Genomic DNA, 21277 nt, shown 5'->3' on the forward strand with positions numbered 1-21277 from the left:
CTATTGTGCAGTCCAACCGCCATCAATAGCGATTGCTTGAGCGGTTATGTTGCGTGCAGCATCTGCCATTAAAAAACTCACGGTATGCAAGATTTCGTCTAAGCCGATAAATGCCTTTTTCGGCATGGGTGCCAGCATAATGGTGTCAATTACTTGTTGCTCAGAAATACCATGCTCTTTGGCTTGTGCGGCAATTTGCTGCTCCACTAATGGCGTTTTTACATACGCTGGGCACACTGTATTAATAGTAATATTGGCATCACCTGTTTCTAATGCCATGGTTTTAGCAAAGCCAATTAAGCCATGCTTCGCGGCGATATAAGCAGATTTATACTTAGAGGCCACCATGGCGTGAATAGAACCTATATTAATGATGCGGCCAAAATCTTGCTCACGCATGCGTGGCAGTACCGCTTTACTCATCATTGCGGGACCTACCAACATCACTTGCTGTAAAAGCAGCCACTTATCTGCAGGAAAGTCTTCTAATTTCGCTACATGCTGTATTCCTGCATTATTAATTAATACATCCACAGGTAGCGTAAAAGTGCTAAAAAAATCTTCAATCGCTTGGCTATCTGCCACATTCAATGCATAGCCCTGAGCGTTACCGCCCTGATTAACTATTTTTTGCGCGGCTTGTTGAGCTACCTGTTCATTAAGGTCGGTCACAATAATGCTATGCCCAGCTCGGGCTAGCTGCTCAGCAATGTGTAGCCCTATACCACTAGCCGCGCCGGTGATTAATACGTTTTTACTCATACTGCTACTCCTCTAAAAATTCACTGATCAGCTGCGCTTTAGGCGAGATTGAAAAAATTCCATCGAGATGCCCCCAGCCGCCTTCAATTTCAGAAAGCTGAACCTCTTTCCCAAGCGACTTCATTGACTCATATACAGTGCGCATATTTTCAGGGCGTAGCAGTAAATCATTGGTTGCAGGCAATAACAGTGTTTTAGCGCTAATTTTTTTAAGTGCTGCGCTTAAGTTGCCTCCCATACCGGCAGTAAACAGTTGTGATGCCCGTACCAAATACAATACATGGTTTGCATCTTGGGTTTTTGCACGCGCCATTGCACGCTGTGCTAGTACTTGGTTTAACTTAGGCAAGGTACGAATGTCTTTTAACGCGCCTTCATCAAGTACGTTAAAGTCAGGGAAGCTAGCGTTATAAATAATTGGATGCATCGCATCTTGGGTAATATTTAGCATGGTTGCGGCAAGTCCATCTAATGGGCGCTCCTTGTCGTAGTAATTACCTTGCTGCCAGTTTTTATCTAAACGAATGGGGAGTGCCCATTTTTCAAGCGCAGCGACAGTCCATGCATCCATGGTTGCTGCACCAATAACATGGATTAGGCGTTCAACCTGATCTGGATAACGCGTTGCCCACTCTAGCGCCTGAAAAGAGCCCATAGATGCGCCCATCACGGCATGTAATTTAGTAATGCCCAAACTCTCTAATAAGCGTTTTTGTACGTTAACAAAATCAGTAATAGTAACCACTGGAAAATCCAAGCCATAAGGTTTACCTGTCGCAGGGTTAATTGATGCAGGACCCGTAGTGATTACGTGTGGATCATGCCAATTAGCATTGACTAAGGTGTCAGAGCTGATCACAAAATACTTGTTAGTATCTATGGCTTTTCCTGGGCCAATTAACGCATCCCAGTATCCTGCTGCGGCGTCGTCGGCTGAATATTTACCTGCTGCATGAGAGGTTCCTGAAAAATAATGAGTGATCAAGATTACATTATCTTTAGCTTTGTTAAGCTCACCATAACTTTCCCAACCAATATCAACCTGTGGCAATGTTGTACCCGAAACCGTTGTGAAGTTTTCTGTGCTGAAATGTTGCTTTTCTACTAGTAACGGCTCTGCTTTATCAGCGCCAGACACCGTACTACTAAATAAAAACAGCAACCCTATTATTAATATTGTTTTCATTGCAATTCCTTAAAAAGTGATGAATAAGCTCAGCGCAAGAGCCACCCCAACCAATGGGATAACCACCGTCAATGCGGCTAATGGCCAATAAGCGCGTTGATGTGTTTCTTTACAAATGGCACGTATAGTTGTGACCACGTAACCATTATGTGGCAGGCTGTCTAATGCACCAGAACTAATAGCAACCACTCTGTGTAATTGCTCTGGATTAACCCCCATATCCAAATATCCAGGAGCCACAAGCGGTAGTGCAATCGCTTGCCCGCCGGATGCTGAACCCGTTAATCCGGCTATTACGCTCACGGCAACAGCAGCCCCCACCAACTCATTACCTGGCATATGAGTCATAGCATCAACAGCAGCAATAAACGCCGGCGATACTTTAGCCACTGCGCCAAACCCTACTACAGCAGCAGTGTTACCTATAGCAACTAAGGCGCCAGTGGTCCCCATATTGATGGCATTTGCCATGTTATGAAAATACTTATAATTGATGACCACAATACTTAAAACACCACCAAGCAACGCCACAATTAGTGCGGTTTGTTGTAAAACATCATGCAACATAAATGATAAGAGTAGCACCACCAGCAAAGGAATTACGCCGGTGATTGGATGAGGGCGTTCACGCTCTAAAATAATTGGATCGTCTTCTCTAGCAGCAAAACGCTCACCTTTGGCAACCGCCTTTTTAATCATTTTATTTAGCCAAAAGTAACCGACTGTTGCCATAAAAATGGCCACTACTAAGCTTACTTCCCATGCCGCATAGGGTGAGGTACCTAAATGCTTTACGGGTATCCAATTTTGAATTTCAGGCGAGCCCGCAGAGGTCATAGTGAATGTCACTGAGCCAAACGCTAATGTTGCGGGTATAAAGCGCCGCGGCAAATCGGCATCTTTAAATAAACTGAGCGCCATCGGGTAAACCGAAAACGCCACAATAAATACACTGACTCCGCCATAAGTCAGCACGGCACAAGCAATCACCACCGCCAGCACCGCATGCTTCATACCTAACTTGCCAACAATGTAACTGGCTACACTATCTGCTGCACCAGTATCTTCCATAAACTTACCGAACAACGAGCCCAGTAAAAACATAAAAAACCATGCACTTAAAAATCCAGCAAAGCCATCCATGTACGCGTTAATAAAATTACTGTCGGCAGTCACCGGGAATATAGCCATCCCGCTTGTTAGTGCCACCAACAATGCACATATTGGCGCGGCAATAAATAAATTGACCCCGCGCAACGTTAAAATTATCAGCAGTATTAAACCGCCTAACAGCCCTATCATGCTCAGCATAGACATTCCTATAATTATTGTTATTACCCAGATGAGGTGACATCGCAGTAACTGTTGTTAGTTTTATCGCTCAGCGCAAATAAAGACATAGCACTAAGGTACTATACGTTATAAAACTTACACAAAAATCATATAAGTCAAGGTGTTAAGCTTTTATAGCACTATGGTACTAATTCATTTTTTAACACTATCTTCTACATTAAGTGCAGGTGACATGAGCAAACAAATAATCAACTAATAACAACAGGAACACACCATGATAAAGCTCAAACAAAATATCACACCCGTTACACTCGCTGTTTCACTCGCCTTATTAAGTGCAACAAGTGTGGCAGCTGAACAAGCGCCTAAAGTAAAAAAAGCAGAGTTAGAGCGAATAGAAGTAACCGCTCGCAAAACCGTTGAAAACTTACAAGAAGTTCCGGTTGCCGTAACCTCAATTGGCGCACAAGAATTAGCAGAAAACGGCATCAGCGTAATGACTGAAGTACAGCAGTTTTCACCCAACACTACGCTACAATCAAGCCGAGGCACTAACTCTACCATCACTGCGTTTATTCGCGGTGTAGGTCAGCAAGACCCGCTTTGGGGCTATGAACCTGGCGTAGGTATTTACATTGATGATGTATACATCGCCCGCCCGCAAGGTGCCGTGCTCGACTTACTTGATGTACAACAAATTGAGGTGTTACGTGGCCCACAAGGTACGCTATATGGCAAAAACACTATTGGTGGTGCAGTTAAGTATGTCACTAAAGAAATGAGCGGAGATGCAACGCTAAATATTCAAGGCACCGTAGGCAGCTACAGCCAAAAAGATTTAAAAGTCACTGGGCAGCTCCCGCTTATTGACGAAAAACTCTATGTTGGTTTTGGTTTTGCCACATTGAACCGTGATGGCTATGGTGAATTTTTAACGTCAGCGCTTGATAATCAAGACCGCGAAAACTATAACAAAGATGTTACCGCAGCACGGGTTACGTTAGAGTACACCCCTACCGATGACTTATTCTTTCGTTTAGCGTGGGATAAAACCGATGATGACTCTAACGCGAAAGGCGGGTATCGCTTACTTCCAAGCATATTAACTAATGCACCTGTACCCGATAGCGTGTATGACTCTTATACTAGTTTACCAACATGGAACAAAGTAGAACTTGAAGGTATGAGCTTAACTGCTCGTTGGGATATGAGCGCAAACACCAGCATTAAATACGTTGCAGCAACAAGAGAAAGCTATTCACCAACCAATATCGACTTTGATAATACCTCTTTACCTATTTTTGATGTTCCAGCCATTTATGACGATGAACAAACCACGCATGAGTTGCAGCTAAATCACAGTGGCGATAACTACAAATTAGTATCGGGCTTATATTACTATGATGGTGAATCGTGTGGCCAGTTTGAAGCAATATTAGGTGTGCTTGGTCAAAGTTTAGGTGCCCCAGGGCTTACGCGTGAAGTAAGCGGTTGCAGCAATTCCACCAGTAAAGCGGCATATATACAAGGAAGCTACGACTTTGATGAAAAATGGTCAATGACACTTGGCGCGCGCTATACCAAAGACAGCAAAGAAGCGATTGTAAATAATGGTCTTATTTTTGACATTGTTTACCCTGAATCAGGTTGGATCCCAGGTTATGTTCGCCCAGAAGGACAACTCGTGCCTACGGTACTAGATGACAGCGAAGATTGGTCACGCTTTACGCCTCGTGCGGGTGTTGAATATCAATATAATAACGACATCATGTTTTTTGCTAGTTACTCGCAAGGGTTTAAGTCAGGGACATTTAATCCACGAGCTACAACAGCAGAACCTGCAGCAAGGCCCGAAGTGGTTGACTCTATTGAGTTAGGCATGAAAAGCGAATGGAATGATAATTTACGCGCAAATTTAACTGTATTCACACTTGATCATAAAGACCGTCAGTACATATCGGTATTACCCGGTGACAGCGCCGCCGATTTAAACCAGCGCTTAGGTAATATTGGCGAGTCTAAGTCTGATGGCGTTGAATTAGAACTTAGCTATGTTGCAAACGATGCACTAACTTTCGACGCGTCAATAGGTTACATCGACAGTAGTTTTGAAAATGTAATTGATACCAATCCTGATACCGGTGAAACATTTGATAAATCAGACCGTTTTAGTGTTTCAAACACCCCAGATCTAACTTTCAACTTAGGTGCTACCTATCGTTTATACACAGAAATGGGCGACTTCGTTATAAATGGTAATTACTATCACCGTGGTGATTATGCGTTATTCGAAGAAGATAGCCTCTTAACACAAGACGCCTACGGATTATTAAATATTGGTGTTACTTGGTATAGCGCAGATGGCCATTGGACTGCGGGTATTTATGGTAAAAATCTAACCGATGAAGAATACATGATTGGTGGTTATCAGTTCGTGGCTCCTGACCCATCAGATCCAACTGATACCAGCAAATACACACCCGGTCTTGGTGGCGATAATACCTTAATTGGTTATTACGGTGACCCCCGCACAATATCACTCACTGTGGGCTATCGTTTTTAAAATTTAATTTAAGCGTTAAGGTTTGTCTGTATATCCCCACAGACAAACCTTGTTTCACATCGCAAAATCACATATAACTTAATGCATTGGAGACTATTTGAAATGGCTTGTGCTGTGAATACCATAATTGCTGATGACCACCCTTTATTCAGAAGTGCGCTACGTCAAGCAGCAGCGACTTCAGTACCAGAACAATATATAAAAGAAACCAGCGATATCGACGGTTTGTTTAGCTTATTAAAATCACACCCCGAGATAGAGCTGATATTTTTAGATTTAACAATTCCTGGCGCCAATGGTTTACAAGCGCTCTCGCAACTAAGAAATCAATACCCTGATATATTAATTATTATGGTATCGGCTAACGAAACCCCCACTATCATAAAACAAGCCATGAGCTTAGGTGCTGCAGGCTATATTCCAAAGTCATCATCCCTTGATGTGATCAGTGAAGCCATTGAACATGTACTCAATGGAGACTCTTGGTTGCCAACAGATATTGACTTAACTGATGTGGTTGTTAATGACGAACAGAGCAATTTTGCCCGCAACCTAGAAAAACTCACTCCACAGCAATACCGTGTACTCGCGATGATAGCCGACGGGCTCTTGAACAAACAAATTGCCTTTGAAATGTCGATTCAAGAAACCACCATAAAACAACATGTATCGGCCATTTTGCGAAAGCTGAATGTGTATAACCGTACCCAAGCAGGCATTTTGTTTAATCAGCTATCTCAAGTTGGTAAGTTAGAGGCGAGCTAATATGAATTAATACAATTTAAGTATTTCTTTATAATCTTTTTTAAGGCTGTCTAGCTGAAATTGTTAATACATACATTAGCACCTACAACTAGCTGGCTCATACGCGGACTGTACTGCCCACCAAACGCGCCAACCAAAAAGTTAACAAATGATGTAAAATTGCAAAAAACAAACCAAATTTAAAAAATTTCATGTTGATATTTTTATGCAATAAAAAACTAAAAAACACCGAAAAAAACCTTTTCAATGAATAACCTCCCTAGATTAATGAATATTGATTTTAAAGCCACACCCACCGCACTTGATTACACCTCATTAACATGCTTTCTTGATATAAAACAATAATCAAACAAACATTCACAGGGTCAAAATGAAAAAGTTTAAAAGAAAAATTCTTGCTTGCGCAATTACAACTCAATTAATCACCTCTTATCATGCCTCAGCAGAAGAAAAGCCTAAAGTTGATAAAGAAATTGAACAGATTGAGGTTACTGCTACACGTCGCTCAGGTTCAATTCAAGAGGCTCCTTTAAATATTACAGCGCTTAATAGTGATGTCATAAAGGATCAAAACATTGGTGATTTAGAAGATGTAGCTCGTTGGGTCCCAGGCCTAACAGTTTCAGATCAAGGTGGTCGTGAAGGTTCTCCAATTATTGTTCGAGGTTTAAATACTAACTCGTCAGATCGCGGCTCTGATGGGGGCACTGTAGCTACTTATGTTGGTGAAATACCGCTTAATATTAATCTTCGCTTGACTGATATTGATCGAGTCGAAGTATTAATTGGCCCGCAAGGTACCTTATATGGTGCTGGTACTTTAGGTGGTGCTATACGCTATTTATTAAAGCAACCACAATTAGACATTACTGAAGGTAGCGTGAGTGGCGATTTATTCGCAATTAATGAAAGCGATGATACTGGGGGTGAGTTTGGCCTGGTATTTAATACCCCGCTTATCGATGACGTGTTAGCCGTTCGTGCCAGCGTTAATCATTATGACAGACCTGGTTATATTGATTATAAATACGTAGTACGAAACCCAGGGGTCTCAAACCCTAATCCAGATTTTACAAACCAAGATGATATTGATGAAAACTTACAACGCGTTAATGACGTTAACGATGAGCAAATCACTACGGGACGCTTTTCTGTTCGTTGGCAGCCAAACTCATCAATTGATGCAACACTCAATTACTTTTATCAAAAACAAGAAAATGGCGGCAACTCAACGTCACAATATGGCGCATTAGCAAATAGCAGCGCACTTCAAGGTACTGTAGGTAAATATGAAAACGCAGCTCGCGTGCTTGAACCGGGCGAGCAAGAAAACGATTTACTTAGCTTAGAAATCAAAGCTGATTTAGGCTTTGCTGAACTTGTATCAGCCTCTGGTTGGTCAAGCTATGAGCAGTCTGGGCAGCGAGATCAAACCGACTTACTTTATGATATTTGGACTGGTTACGCTGATTTTCCTGCATTTGTTGGTCAAACTTTAGATACTTCAGATCAAGATAACTTCACTCAAGAATTGCGTTTAGTATCGGCTTCAGAGGGCCCATTAAGTTGGATTGTAGGCGGCTACTATAATAAGCAAGAAAACTTATCAGATGACCGCGAATATACCCCAGGCTTAACTGACTTTTGGGGCGGTGGTATTGCGAACGTACAAAAAGATCTAGAATATATCGCCCTTAGTAATTCAGAAATAACAGAAAAAGCATTATTTGGTGAGGCTGGCTATAGCTTTACTGATCAGTTTGATATCACTTTGGGCGCGCGTTTATATGAATATGATATATCCACCAATGCAGGGTCAGCTACACCACTTTATTCTGGCGATTTCTCGTCTCTTGACCAAATTGAGATGGAAAATGTTAGCGCCAATGATAACGGTAATCTATTTAAGTTTAATGCAAACTATACGTTTGATTCTGGTGTACTCGCTTACTTTACTGTCAGTGAAGGGTTTCGAATTGGTGGCGGTAATGGTATTGCGCCGTGTCCAGATGTGTTACCAGAACAGCAAATTGTTTGTGCTCTTCCAAGTGAAGAAGACTATAAGGCTGATACCACGGTAAACTATGAACTTGGCTTTAAATCAACCTGGCTCAGAAATCGATTGCACTTTAATGCTGCACTCTTTAATGTTGACTGGAATGACGCCCAAGTGGGTAGCTCTACTGTTAATGGCCAAGAGCTTATTACATCAAATGCAGGCTCAGCAAACTCAAAAGGCGTAGAAATTTCATCTCGTGCAATCATTGGCGATCACTGGACAGCTTACGCGACTTACGCTTATGCAAAAGCAGAACTAACTGAAGATGCACCAGATTTATTTGGTATTGGCATTGGCGCTATGAATGGGGATCGATTACCCGGCGCCCCTGAGCATCAGTTTTCATTCGGCCTTCGTTATGAGCAAGATGTGCTCGACGATAAACTACTGAGCGTTAACTACGGTATGACTGCACAAAGCGATATGATTACCAAAGTGGGCTTAAGAGACGATGGTGAGACATTAGCTGGCTATTCATTAAGCAACTTATCAGCTAAGTTAACAGGTGATATGTGGTCAGCTACATTATATATCGACAACCTGTTCGATAAGTATGCTTTTACTTCGGTACGCCGTGATAAGTCATGGGCTGGTATGTCGACCTCTGGCGCTAATAAAGCGTTACCTGAATTACAACGCGTATACGCTCACTATACAACAACGCCTCGCACTATTGGTATGAAGTTTACTTATAACTTTGAACTATAAAACTGAGCGATAGTTAAAAGCCTTGTTGATAATCAGCAAGGCTTTATTATTACCTCTCGTTAAGGTTATTTATGCTAACAGCACATCAACATCAGTTAAAAAAACAGGTATTTACAGCAATAAACAATAACCAGTTATCCGCCGCTCACCAACTGCTAGTTAAGCAATTACAGTACGATGCGACAGACCATTTTTGCTATTACCTACTAGCCGAAGTGAATATTGCTGCAGGCGACAACTACAAAGCCATACAACTGATAGAAAAAGCCTTAACAATCAATAACCATCCCTTATATGTGCTGCATTTATCTAAGCTAATGATACTAAAGGGTGACGTAACATTGGCGACCAGTTACTATCAGGAAGCTATCAAGTATCAAGGTTATGGGCCTCTAGAGTGGGATACCTTAGCTAATATAGCGACTCGACTTGGTGACTATAAACATGCTTTAGCATGGCAAAAAATAGCTTATGAAGCCGCACCTACACACCCCAAAATTAATTACAACTTAGCCATTGCCTATAAAATAAATGGCCAATTAGATCACGCAAAAACGCTATTATTAGCGCTTATAAAACGCGAGCCAAGTTACTTACAAGCACATTACTCTCTTGCAGAACTAAATACCTCAACTGAAGCAAAAACACATATTACCGAGCTAAAAAAACGACTTAGTAGTAGCTTAACTGCAACAGAACAGCAAATGATTTATCACAGTTTGGCACTAAATCACGAACATATTGGTGATTATGAACAAGCTTTTAGTTACTTTCGTGATAGTAAATTGGCTATAAAACATCAAGTAAACTATGAAGCCAGCAAACACCAAATATTTTGCCAACAATTAATAGCATTAAGTGAAAAGATTCAATTAACAGCAAAAAACGCTGACTTCTCACCCATATTTGTCATGGGTATGCCTCGCTCAGGCACCACATTAGTAGAAAAAATTATTAATCAAAGTACCGAGGTGACCGGCCTTGGGGAGCTAAATGACATTGCACAGTTACTACAAAGCACTGCAGCGTCAAAACATGTTTTAGATATCCGTATGATTGAGCAGGCATTTCAAAAGTTTAAGCTTGATAACCCCTTAAATGGCTACCAATCGCGCTGCGAAAGCATGATGACTTCACCTAGGAGCTGTGACAAGCAACCCTTTAATTTTTACTTTATTGATTTTATTTTAGCTGCGTTTCCAGAGGCAAAAATAGTCTGTATGCTGCGCGACCCTGTGGATAGCTGTATTGCAAATTACAGGCAGCTATATAGCCCGCACAGTGCATTTCATCATTACAGCTATGACTTACAAGATATTGCTCATTTTTATCAAGATTATAAGTTACTTATCAACCACTTTCAGAAAAAGTATCCTAATAATGTAATGATTCAACACTATGAAGAGCTAGTAACAGATGCCACCTTGCAAACTCAAACATTATTTAATTTTTGTAATTTACAATGGCAGCCCAGCTGCTTAGCGTTTTATAAAAGCAACAGCGCCTCGGCTACTGCTAGCAAAGTGCAAATTCGCCAACCACTCAATAGTAAGAGTATTGGCTACTGGCAACATTATCAGCAAGCCTGTGATATGTTATCGAATAAGTTTAATTAATCGATAATAATTAGCAAGTCATGCCTTTCACCCGCAATTAGTGATTTAAACATAGCTAAAAATCATGAAAAACAAGGCTCTGGTGTGTTATTAACCCACTTGCCTTAAAGTAAAGTCAGTCGTTTTATCATTCTTTTTAATGCCGGTGCTTTAAGTGGTTTGTACAATAAAGGATAACCTGCATCGAGTACGCGCTCGCGTATTTGCTCATCATGGTTTGCAGTATTAACAATGGCAGGCAACGTCATTAATCCTGCTTGTTCAATCACCTCAAGCCCCGTTACACCATCATCCAATTGATAATCAACAATAAGTAGTTGTGGTAGTGTATTTTCTGCTTTGAGTTGCTCAAGTTCAATTAAGTTAGTGGCGGTGGCAATTTCACAGCCCCAGTTTTCTAGCAACTGTTTTAGCGCTTCAAGTACATTACGATCGTTATCCACAAGCCAAATACATAAACGACCCAATTCAGTTTCTGAATTGGCAGGTACATGCGCAGTGGCTGGTGTTTTTAAACTAGGTTTGCATGGCATGGTTAAAGTAAATTGAGTGCCTTTATTAAGCTGAGAGCCCATTACCAAAGGAATATTTAATAAATCACAAATACGTTTGGTGATAGAAAGCCCCAATCCTAATCCCTCGGCGTTAGGTTTATCGCCCAGCTGCTTAAATTCTTGATAAATACTCTGCTGATCACTGGTAGCAATGCCTATGCCTGTATCTTCAATCACAAACGATACATGATGTTCATCAAGTAAAACTTTTAAACGTACTTCACCATACTCTGTGTAGCGTATAGCATTACTAAGTAAGTTTCTTAGTACACGCTTAAGTAATGCTTTGTCGGTATAAATTCGCGCATCGCACGACTCAACGATAAAACCGAGGCCTTTTTCTTGAGCTAGTGCTAAATAATCATTACGCAGTGGCTCTATTAAACTACTCACATTAAATTCCGTTAACTGCACTTTAAACGAACCTGAATCGAGTTTAGTTAACTCTAAAATACTCGAAAGTAGCTCTTCTGCACTTGCTAAGGAATTTTTAATATTCATAGCTAGATCTTTAAGCTCAGTATCTTGGGCTTTTTCGTTCATTAGCGAACAAAATAAACTTGCGGCATTAAATGGCTGCAATAAATCGTGACTCGCCGCGGCAAAAAAACGCGTTTTACTTACTGTTGCCTGCTCTGCTACTTGCTTAGCTTTAGAAAGCGCTTGGTTAGCCTGTGTTAATGCTGCAGTGCGCGTAGCCACTTTTTCTTCAAGACTAACATTCGCTTCGGTGAGTGCTTTTTGTTGTTTTACAAACTCACTTATGTCGGTGTAAGTCGTTACAAACCCGCCACCAGGCAAGGGATTTCCTTGCATTTCAAATACTCGGCCATCACTATGTGCGCGTTGATATTTATACGCACTGCCTTGTTTTAAATAAGCTAAACGCTTATCGACTTCTGTATTAATATCCTCACCACGAAATAAGCCTCGCTCAGCGTTAAAGCGAATAATATCGGCAACGGGTCGGCCTATATATAAAGCACTATCGGGGTAATTAAACATGTGCTTATAGCCCTGATTCCAAGCGACCAAACGCAACTCACTATCTACTACGCTAATCCCTTGTTGAATATTTTCAATGGTAGATTGCAGTAAATCACGATTAAATTTAAGCACTTGGCTAGCTTCATCGACAAACTCAGCAACTTGCTCTAAAGGCTGACGCTGCTCATTTTTCGCTACATCTAAAATTAGCCGTGCTGATGCACCACCAATAACCGCTGACATTTCACGCTCAACTAATAACTCAAGCTCAACATTAGCAATCCGTTTCCATTGGCTTTTGTCATGCGGAAAATACTGCTGCACTAAAGAATGGCTCGCGTCTTTTTCAGCAAAACGCTGTAATAATGCCCCTAAATCTTCATAATTGAGTGGCTGCAATGTGGTGTTTAATCGCGAGTCGTTTAATTGAGATATGAACTTATTGCTTTGCAGGCGCTCAGCAAGCGTTGCACGACTAAATAGTGGTACAAGCAAATACACTAACGTATTAACCCCTAACGACAACAGTAATGATTGGCTAATACTTTCTAAATTCAATGAAAGTAAATTAGTGGGCGCTAACCAAGCAACTTGCCATGGCCCTTCTATTAACCAACTACTTTGACTACCAAAACCACTGGCTAAATTAGGTAGCAGTAAAGTGTAACCCCAAATTACAAAGCCACTTAAAATACCGAGCTGTGCACCACGACACGATGCGTGGCGCCACCATAAACCAATAATCATCGCAGGAGCAAATTGCGCAACTAAGGTAAACGACATAAGCCCAACGGTTGCAAGTGTGGTGGTTTCTGCCAGCACTCTATGAGTGAAATAGCTGAGTAATAAAATAAGTACAATTACAATTTTACGCGCATGCAATAAGTTGTTTTTATCCAATCCTCGGCTGCTTGACGTTAACTGTGAGCGACGCAAAATAAACTGATTAATAAAATCATTAGTGATCATCACCGACAGCACAATTGCCGACACAATCACCATACTTGTGGCCGCTGAAAAGCCACCTAAAAAGGCCAGTAAGGTTACCCCGCTATTATCTGTCGCCATTGGCAACGCTAATACGAAGGTATCTTGACCAACGCTACTATCACTAAAATAAACCAGCCCAGCGTAAGCTATAGGTAAAATAAATAAGTTGATCAGTAATAAATACAACGGAAATAACCAGCGAGCGGTTGCCAGCTCATTATTGTTATTGTTTTCAATAAAGCTCATATGAAACTGACGCGGCAAACATAACGTTGCCAGTATCCCCAACAAGGTATGTGCAACATAGACATAAACGGGGCTTTGAGTCGCGGCAACGTGTGTTGGTATGTTTAGCGCTTGCGCCTGTTCATACAAAGCAATAGGGCTATCAAATATAGAAAAACACACATACAAGCCCACCGCAATAAAGGCAAGTAACTTAACAATTGATTCAAAGGCAATACTGGCAATTAACCCGGGGTTATGCTCACTGGGCTTAAGCCTGCGAGCGCCAAATAAAATAGCAAATAAAGCCAGCAATAACGTAATATAAAACGTACTATCTGCCCATACTTGGTTACTTTGAGTGGGGGCTCGGTCGGTGAGTAAATTAATACTTTGTGCGGTCGCACTAAGTTGTAAAGAAATATACGGTACAATTGCTATCACTGAAATAAGTGAAATAAGCCCTGACAAACTCGACGACTGCCCATAGCGAGTAGCAATAAAGTCAGCCATAGAGGTAAGCTTTTGCTGTCGACAAATATGCGCAATACGACAATACAGCTGCCAGCCAAAAATAAATAATATAATCGTGCCCGCATAGGTAGGCGCCAACCACCAGCCATTACTAGCCGCTTGTGCTGTGGTGCCGTAAAAAGCCCATGAGGTACAATAAACACCCAATGACAGCCCGTAGGTTAAACCTTTGAAAGGAAGTACCTTACGCCTATCCGCCCAGCCCGCAACTGCAAATAATATCCCTAGATACACCACAGCAATAAGGCTAATAAACCAAATTGAAAACATATTTTTGTTCTTGTTATTATTTTTATAATACTTAACTTAGCATAAGGGGGTGTGTAGCAAAAAGCAGCCCTTACTTTAGTGCTATAAATGAACAAAAAGGTAAAATAAGAATTATTTGCATTTAGGTGTTGACAGTTATTTAAATCTAATTGATAATCACTATCAACAAGACGAAGCATACTTCTTGTGACGGAAAAGTTCATTTGTTTCTCGACCCTGAAACAACGTGTGGCGCACGTTAACAGCTATGGAAACCTGTTATAAACCACAACGCCCCTTGCTGTTTATGACCTGTTTCCGCCCTACTCATTTACTTGCTACATTGCTCATATCGGTGACGGTAGATATGAAACTAAAAAAGCCCTTACGGGCTTTTTTTATGTCTGTAATTTAGTGCGTAAGGCCTTAACCTGCGCTTTTATAAATTAACGACGGTTTTTTCGTGCACGTGCTCGGCGTTGTTTTTTCTCTTCTTCTTTGGCTTGCTTTTTCGCCTCTGCTGCCGCGCGCAATCCAGCCACCATTATTTCTTCTTCTTCACGCATGGCAGGTGTTTCCATGGTAATACGACCGATAATGCCATCTCGTAATTCATTAATTAGAATTTCCGACATTTTATACGTATCGATTTGGTTACCACCGCGAATACAGCCGCGCTTTTTACCCGCCATTTCAACAAACTCCCAATCGCTTTCTGGCAGTTCATCTAATTTATAGCGCGCTTTTAAAAGCTCAGGATAAGCATGCAATAAATACTCAGCGGTGTAACTTGCCACTTCTTCGTACTCAATAGCGGTATCACGTATCGCACCGGTTGCGCCTAAACGATAACCTGAGTTTTCGTTCTCTACTTTTGGCCACAGCATCCCTGGCGTATCGTAAAGCATAATGCCATCATCAAGTTTAATACGTTGCTGCGCCTTAGTAACTGCAGGCTCGTTACCCGTTTTAGCCACTATACGCCCAGCAAGCACATTTATGAGCGTCGATTTACCTACGTTAGGAATACCCATGATCATGGCTTTAATTTGCTTATCGGCACCGACTTTATGTGGCACTAACTTTTTACATAGCTCATTAATTCGATGCACTTCTGCGGCTTTATCGTTACCAAATGCAATGGCTTTTACGCCATTTTCTTGCTCAAAATAGTCTTTCCAGGTTTGCGTCATTTTAGGATCAGCTAAATCGGCTTTATTGAGAATTTTGATGACCGGCTTACCTTCACGCAGGGTAGCCACCATCGGGTTTTCGCTACTGTAAGGAATGCGCGCATCTAGCACTTCAATGATCACATCCATTTGTGGCATTATTTCTTTAATTTCATTTCGGGCTTTATTCATGTGCCCAGGGAACCACTGGATAGCCATTTTTAACTCCTAACATATAATTTGTAGCTATTTTAACTGGCAATTCATTTAATTGCGCTATACTGACGCAAATTTTTTCATATAAGACACTATGGCTCTCAAATCTACCATCATGAAGGCGCAGTTATCGCTTAGCGATATGGACCGTCACGTATACCAAGACTTTCACCTGACCTTGGCACAACACCCATCAGAAACAGATCAGCGGTTGATGATCCGCTTACTCGCTTTTGCACTTAATAGCTGTGATGGTTTAGAGTTTACCAAAGGGTTAAGCGCTGATGATGAGCCGGAGCTTTGGCATGTCAATTACAGTGAAGAAATAGAGCTGTGGATTGAGCTGGGGTTACCAGATGAAAAGCGCCTTAAAAAAGCCTGTAATAAAGCTAAAAAAGTAATTTTATATACCTATGGCGAGAATAACCAAGCTATTTGGTGGCAAAAGCATCAGCCTAAATTATATGAGTTTAAAAACTTAAGCATCTTTAGTCTTGATTATGCTGCTACTCAGCTATTAGCTGCGTTGGTTGATCGTAATATTAAATTGGCAATTACCATTCAAGATGGTGAAGTTTGGGTTAATACCGACACCACTAACATTGAGATAAAACCTCAGCAATTAATGTAACTAGAATAGGTTATACCAATTGCATTAAATTAGTTATCTATTATAGCGACAAGTAAATAAGTCGGTAACAAGGCGAAAATTGTGACATATAGTTGTTCTATATAAATAATTTTTAACGTAGGTAGCGGATTATTTAATACGCTAGAATGATCATGTTTTTAATAAAATTGGTATTAGGGGGCATATGAAAGTTAAACACGTTATTGTTTTACATGGCTTATATATGTCTGGCTTGGTGATGCGCCCGTTGTGCTCACGCTTGGAGGAGTCGGGGGTGAAAGTTTTAAACCTTACCTACAATACGCGTGACCCTAATCGGGATGCTATTTTTTCGCAAATAGATGAATTTATTGGCAACGAGCCTTCTGCTTTAGTGTGTCACTCTATGGGGGGCTTAGTTGCTCGCGCCTATTTAGAGGCAAACTCAGCGCCAAGTCATCATGTTGAAAAGGTAATCACCTTAGGAACGCCACATACTGGCAGCCATATTGCTGAAAAAATGCAGCAAAAAGGGTTCGAGCTATTATTAAAAAATAGCGTTGAGTTTTTACTCTCTAAGAATGGTGATTGGCCTTTTAAAGCCAAGCTATATAGCATTGCCGGCGACTTACCGATTGGCTTAATGCCACTCATTGTAAAAGGCAGCCGCTCTGATGGCACTGTATTGCTAGATGAAACCAAGCTAAAGGGTATGGCTGAACACAAGGTGTTTCATTTAAGCCATACAAGTATGATTTACTCTCGCCAAGTCGTTAATTATATTCTTGAGCGCTTGAACGAGGACATTTAATCCTCAGCTGCAGCGGCCACTTTATAGCTGATCAAAAATATAATACCTAACACCAGCGGCATGGGTGCAGCGATATAACCAAAGGTATCAGAGTTTGCAAAACTCGCACCCGCTAAGTGCGCAACTAATCCAACAACAAACGCGACCAAAGCAATACCAATAACGATGAGTTCAGCTTTATTTTCTTTACGTGTTTTAGCTTCCATTATTTCTCTCCGCATCTAATCAAGTAGCCCCTTAACTTAATAAAGTACTCTCTATCAAGTTGGGTTATATTGATTATGCGCTTTACTTGTGCGCGTTTTTTGACCTAAATCAATAAATAAAATAAGTCTGTGCTGAGCCTTTCAAAAGCTTGTTTTAGATCATATTTTGTACTCACAAAATAAACAATTTCGCTGCTCAAGGTAGTATTTTTATAAACACAACCCATATCTATTGAACAGCGTTAGCTAACTTATTTAAAAAGTCGAGCTAAGGTGATAGCTTTTAGCTATGACACCAATATGTATAAACGATTTTATTAATACACCATCTTAGGTAATACTGACTGTATTGAACAAGGTGTAAACAAATTCATAAAACGGTTATTTAAGGAGCAATGTATGTCGCAAGTAAATGCAATTGGTTTAAACAGTACAAAAAGTGAAGATATTATTAAGTCACTGAATACGCTTTTAAGCAGCTATCAAATTCAATATATGAATGCGCGTGGTTTTCACTGGAACATTAAAGGCCGAAACTTTTTTGAATTACATTTAAAGTTTGAAGAAATTTATAACTTACTACTGTTAAAAGTAGATGAAATCGCAGAACGTATTTTAACGCTTGATGGTGCACCGCTACATGCATTTTCAGATTACTTAGAAGTAAGTGAAATTAAAGAAGCAAAAGGGATCAGCGACGGCGTAACCGCAGTAGAGAACTTACTGGCCGGATACAGCAGCTTAATTAAAATGCAGCGCGATATTCTTGCACAAGCCGCTGAAGCTGATGATGAAGGTACCGCGTCATTAATGAGTGACTACATTAAAGAGCAAGAAAAACTAGTGTGGATGTTAAAAGCCTACCTAGATTAAGTTATTTTAAAAAATAGAAAGCCTCAGTTATTACTGAGGCTTTTTTGTAAAAATCATTTACGGGCTATGACAAAGCGATAAAAAAGGCCATTTCTAGCGCTTTTTCCTCTAAACTCTTAAAGCGACCCGATGCGCCTCCATGCCCTGCATCCATGTCGGTTTTAAACACTAAAATATTATCATCGGTTTTATATTCACGCATTTTAGCCACCCATTTCATTGGTTCCCAATACTGTACTTGTGAGTCGTGCAAACCGGTTGTCACCAGTATATTGGGGTAGTGTTGCGCACTAATATTGTCGTACGGTGAATACGCTTCAATAATGTCGTAAAAATGGGGGTCATTTGGGTTACCCCATTCATCATACTCATTTGTTGTAAGCGGAATGCTTTCATCTAACATTGTGGTGAGTACATCTAAAAATGGCACATGGCAGCCCACTCCACAGTAAAGCTCAGGCGCTTGATTTACCACAGCTCCCATTAATAACCCCCCAGCACTGCCACCAGAGGCAAACACTTTACTTTTGTTGCCATATCCTTGCTCAGTGAGCGCTTTGGTTACATCTATAAAGTCATTAAAGCTATTTTGTTTATGCTGTTTCTTACCATGTTCGTACCATGAACGCCCTAGCATTTCGCTACCACGCACATGCGCAATCGCATAGACAAAACCACGGTCGAGTAAGCTAAGTGACGTACTCGAAAAGCTAGGATCTATGGTGATCCCATACGCGCCATAACCATATTGAAACAACGGATTTGAGCCATCTTTTTTGAAGCTATCTTTACGATATACCAACGACACCGGCACTTTTACCCCATCTCGAGCGCTTACCATAAGTCGCTCTGACTGGTAGTCTTCTGCGTTAAAATCACCGAGTACTTTTTGTTGTTTAAGTAAGGTTTTTTCGCCTGTGGTTAAATCAACATTATAGAGCGAGCCTGGCGTTGTTAAGCTTGAATAGTAAATGCGTGCATGGGTTACACTTGGCTCTGGGTTCATCGCAATAGCGGCGTAGTAACAAGGATCATCAAACTCAAGGTGCATTCGCTCGCCGTTTTTATTAACCACAACAAAGCGTGCTTGGCCTTGTTCGCGCTCGCTAAGCACTAAAAAGTCGTTAAATAGTTCAACGCCTTCTAATAATACAGTTTCACGGTGAGGGGTATGTGTTTGCCACTGGTTTTTATCCGCTATGGTATCGCTTGTTGCGGTCATTAATCTAAAGTTTTTGGCCTGCCAGTTAGTCACTATATAAAAAGTACCACCAAGCTTATCGATATCAAATTCATGCCCCTCTTCGCGCGGCATTAAAGCGGTAAACTCACCTTTAGGTTGATTGGCATCAAGCACCCACATGTCGTTAGTTTCTGTGCTCGCTAAATCAATAATAATTAAGCTTTCATCACGACTTTTACCTAAGCCCATAAAAAAGCTGCTGTCTTGCTCTTCGTATACCAGCACATCTTGGTGTTGCTCAGTCCCTAGTTCATGTCTAAAAACTTGATAACCTAATAAGGTTTTTAAATCCTTTTTTACATAAAATACGGTTTTATTGTCGTTCGCCCAAACCACTTGCCCCTCGGTAATCTCAAGTATATCGTCGAGCATTTTATTGCTGCTTAAATCTTTAAACCGTACTGTGTATATCCGTCTGCCATCGGTATCTTCAGAGTAAGCCATTAATTGCTCGTTGGGGCTCAGTGCCACTTCCCCTAACTCATAAAATTCATAGCCATTGGCAAGTTCATTAACATCAAGTAGTAGTTCTTTATCAGCCATTGCCATACTGCGGCTGCGATAATGACGCGCATATTCATCATCTCCGCGAACCTCTGAGTGATACCAATACTGGCCGTCTTTTACCGGTACAGTGTTATCGTCTTTTACAATACGACCTTTAAGCTCCTCAAATAATGTATTTTGTAGTGGCTTAATGGCAGCTAATTGTGCATCACAATAGGCATTTTCTTGCGCTAAATGTGCGAGTATATCGGCATTTTGTCGCTCATCATCGCGCATCCAATAATAATCATCACTGCGTGTTTTAGCATGAGTAGTCAGCGCATGAGCTTGCTTTTTAGCAACAGGGAAATTAGGTAATAAGCTTAAAGAATAATCAGAAGAAGACACAAAAAAACCGCTTAAAAAATAACAATGGCGGTCAGTTTATCATAAAAATAAAAAAGCCCACTCATAGTTGAGTGGGCTAAAGCGGTATAAATTCGATAACTAAAAACTACGAGAATTTTTATTGTTGTCGTTATACCTAAGGGAAGTTGATTTACTGTATTTGCTGCCAAGCCATCGCCCAGCTTTCACCAACGCCTGGCTCAAACATAGCGCTATTCTCATTCACACGGCAAAACTCACTAAATGGCCATGCCTTACACTGGTATATATGCCCTGTTTTTGGCTGTAATACTTTTGTGCCCGCACTGTACATATCGCCATTTTGAGGATAAACCGCGTCGTATCCAAGGCTATTGACTGTGATTAATTTTTTATTTTTTTCAGCGCGATTAAAGTGAACCACCGCGCTACAAATACCACTGCTTTCAAGTGCAAATATTTTGTTATGTCGGTACGCAACCACCAATCCTTGCTCTGTCATTCTGCCAGCGCACACAAGCGGAATATGCATATTAATATGCTCAACCACCAGCAAACTCCAAGCATGCGGTTCGCCCTGCTCTGGAGAGAGTATTTCATAATCAAACGCTAGCTGAGTTAATTCGCCATGCTCATCGTAAAAGCTCACACTAACCGTATCACCAACAAAGAGCTGGCTATACTGATCGAGCCCAAGACAACCAATAGTTAACCATTCTCCACATGTTAATGATGAATGTATAAACACTGCAAAACCTTAAAGAGTCAAACGTCGCCCATAA

The 21277-nt window shown here is 41.0% G+C and carries 15 protein-coding genes; 7 read left to right on the forward strand and 8 right to left on the reverse strand.

Annotation, left to right across the window (positions count from 1 at the left end):
* Genes QL984_RS06235 through QL984_RS06245 form a run of 3 tightly spaced genes read right to left on the reverse strand, consistent with a single transcriptional unit; the run spans position 1 to position 3259 of the window.
* Positions 1-762: a 3-hydroxybutyrate dehydrogenase gene (locus QL984_RS06235; protein WP_013466214.1), complete on the reverse strand. Its 762-nt coding sequence runs from the start codon at positions 760-762 to the stop codon at positions 1-3.
* Positions 763-766: 4 nt separating this feature from the next.
* Positions 767-1948, reverse strand: coding sequence for a homoserine O-acetyltransferase (locus tag QL984_RS06240; RefSeq protein ID WP_138764456.1), 1182 nt, complete (start codon positions 1946-1948; stop codon positions 767-769).
* Between the two features lie 9 nt (positions 1949-1957).
* Positions 1958-3259, reverse strand: a complete 1302-nt coding sequence (locus QL984_RS06245) for a GntP family permease (RefSeq protein WP_013466216.1) — start codon at positions 3257-3259, stop codon at positions 1958-1960.
* A 256-nt stretch (positions 3260-3515) separates the two neighbouring features.
* On the opposite strand from QL984_RS06245, the gene QL984_RS06250 reads away from it, so the two are divergent.
* The 4 genes from QL984_RS06250 (at position 3516) to QL984_RS06265 (ending at position 10952) form a co-directional block, all read left to right on the forward strand.
* On the forward strand, positions 3516-5804 hold the full coding sequence (locus tag QL984_RS06250; protein ID WP_290172097.1) for a TonB-dependent receptor: 2289 nt from the start codon (positions 3516-3518) through the stop codon (positions 5802-5804).
* Between the two features lie 102 nt (positions 5805-5906).
* Complete coding sequence (locus QL984_RS06255) at positions 5907-6569, forward strand: response regulator transcription factor (RefSeq protein WP_010392247.1); 663 nt, start codon at positions 5907-5909, stop codon at positions 6567-6569.
* A gap of 370 nt (positions 6570-6939) precedes the next feature.
* Positions 6940-9336 carry a TonB-dependent receptor gene (locus QL984_RS06260; protein WP_036957030.1) on the forward strand — a complete coding sequence of 799 codons (2397 nt, stop codon included), beginning with the start codon at positions 6940-6942 and terminating at the stop codon, positions 9334-9336.
* A 71-nt stretch (positions 9337-9407) separates the two neighbouring features.
* On the forward strand, positions 9408-10952 hold the full coding sequence (locus tag QL984_RS06265) for a tetratricopeptide repeat-containing sulfotransferase family protein (RefSeq protein WP_290172099.1): 1545 nt from the start codon (positions 9408-9410) through the stop codon (positions 10950-10952).
* Between the two features lie 104 nt (positions 10953-11056).
* On the opposite strand, the gene QL984_RS06270 is transcribed toward QL984_RS06265, so the two are convergent.
* Together QL984_RS06270 and ylqF are read right to left on the reverse strand one after the other, a co-directional pair.
* Entirely contained in the window at positions 11057-14512 is a 3456-nt protein-coding gene (locus QL984_RS06270) for a PAS domain-containing hybrid sensor histidine kinase/response regulator (RefSeq protein WP_096038853.1), read from the reverse strand.
* Positions 14513-14937: 425 nt separating this feature from the next.
* A complete protein-coding gene (gene ylqF, locus QL984_RS06275; RefSeq protein WP_008465001.1) occupies positions 14938-15882 on the reverse strand; it encodes a ribosome biogenesis GTPase YlqF in 945 nt (314 codons plus the stop codon).
* Positions 15883-15973: 91 nt separating this feature from the next.
* Here ylqF and QL984_RS06280 point away from each other — a divergent pair, with 91 nt between their 5' ends.
* The gene (locus QL984_RS06280) at positions 15974-16510 is read left to right on the forward strand and encodes a YaeQ family protein (protein WP_024602252.1); all 537 of its coding nucleotides are present in this window, start codon (positions 15974-15976) and stop codon (positions 16508-16510) included.
* Positions 16511-16694: 184 nt separating this feature from the next.
* Positions 16695-17300: an alpha/beta hydrolase gene (locus tag QL984_RS06285; RefSeq protein ID WP_028834704.1), complete on the forward strand. Its 606-nt coding sequence runs from the start codon at positions 16695-16697 to the stop codon at positions 17298-17300.
* On the opposite strand, the gene QL984_RS06290 is transcribed toward QL984_RS06285, so the two are convergent.
* On the reverse strand, positions 17297-17506 hold the full coding sequence (locus tag QL984_RS06290) for a hypothetical protein (protein WP_008112863.1): 210 nt from the start codon (positions 17504-17506) through the stop codon (positions 17297-17299). The genes QL984_RS06285 and QL984_RS06290 overlap by 4 nt on opposite strands.
* Before the next feature lie 399 nt (positions 17507-17905).
* Between QL984_RS06290 and QL984_RS06295 the strand changes: the two genes are divergently transcribed.
* Positions 17906-18379, forward strand: coding sequence for a Dps family protein (locus QL984_RS06295; protein ID WP_008112861.1), 474 nt, complete (start codon positions 17906-17908; stop codon positions 18377-18379).
* A gap of 64 nt (positions 18380-18443) precedes the next feature.
* On the opposite strand, the gene QL984_RS06300 is transcribed toward QL984_RS06295, so the two are convergent.
* Both QL984_RS06300 and QL984_RS06305 read right to left on the reverse strand, forming a co-directional pair.
* Positions 18444-20516 carry an oligopeptidase B gene (locus QL984_RS06300; protein WP_013466223.1) on the reverse strand — a complete coding sequence of 691 codons (2073 nt, stop codon included), beginning with the start codon at positions 20514-20516 and terminating at the stop codon, positions 18444-18446.
* Between the two features lie 151 nt (positions 20517-20667).
* Positions 20668-21243: a hypothetical protein gene (locus QL984_RS06305; RefSeq protein WP_013466224.1), complete on the reverse strand. Its 576-nt coding sequence runs from the start codon at positions 21241-21243 to the stop codon at positions 20668-20670.
* Between the last annotated feature and the right edge of the window lie 34 nt (positions 21244-21277).

Source organism: Pseudoalteromonas sp. APC 3495 (assembly GCF_030407645.1).
GTDB classification, from domain to species: domain Bacteria; phylum Pseudomonadota; class Gammaproteobacteria; order Enterobacterales; family Alteromonadaceae; genus Pseudoalteromonas; species Pseudoalteromonas tetraodonis.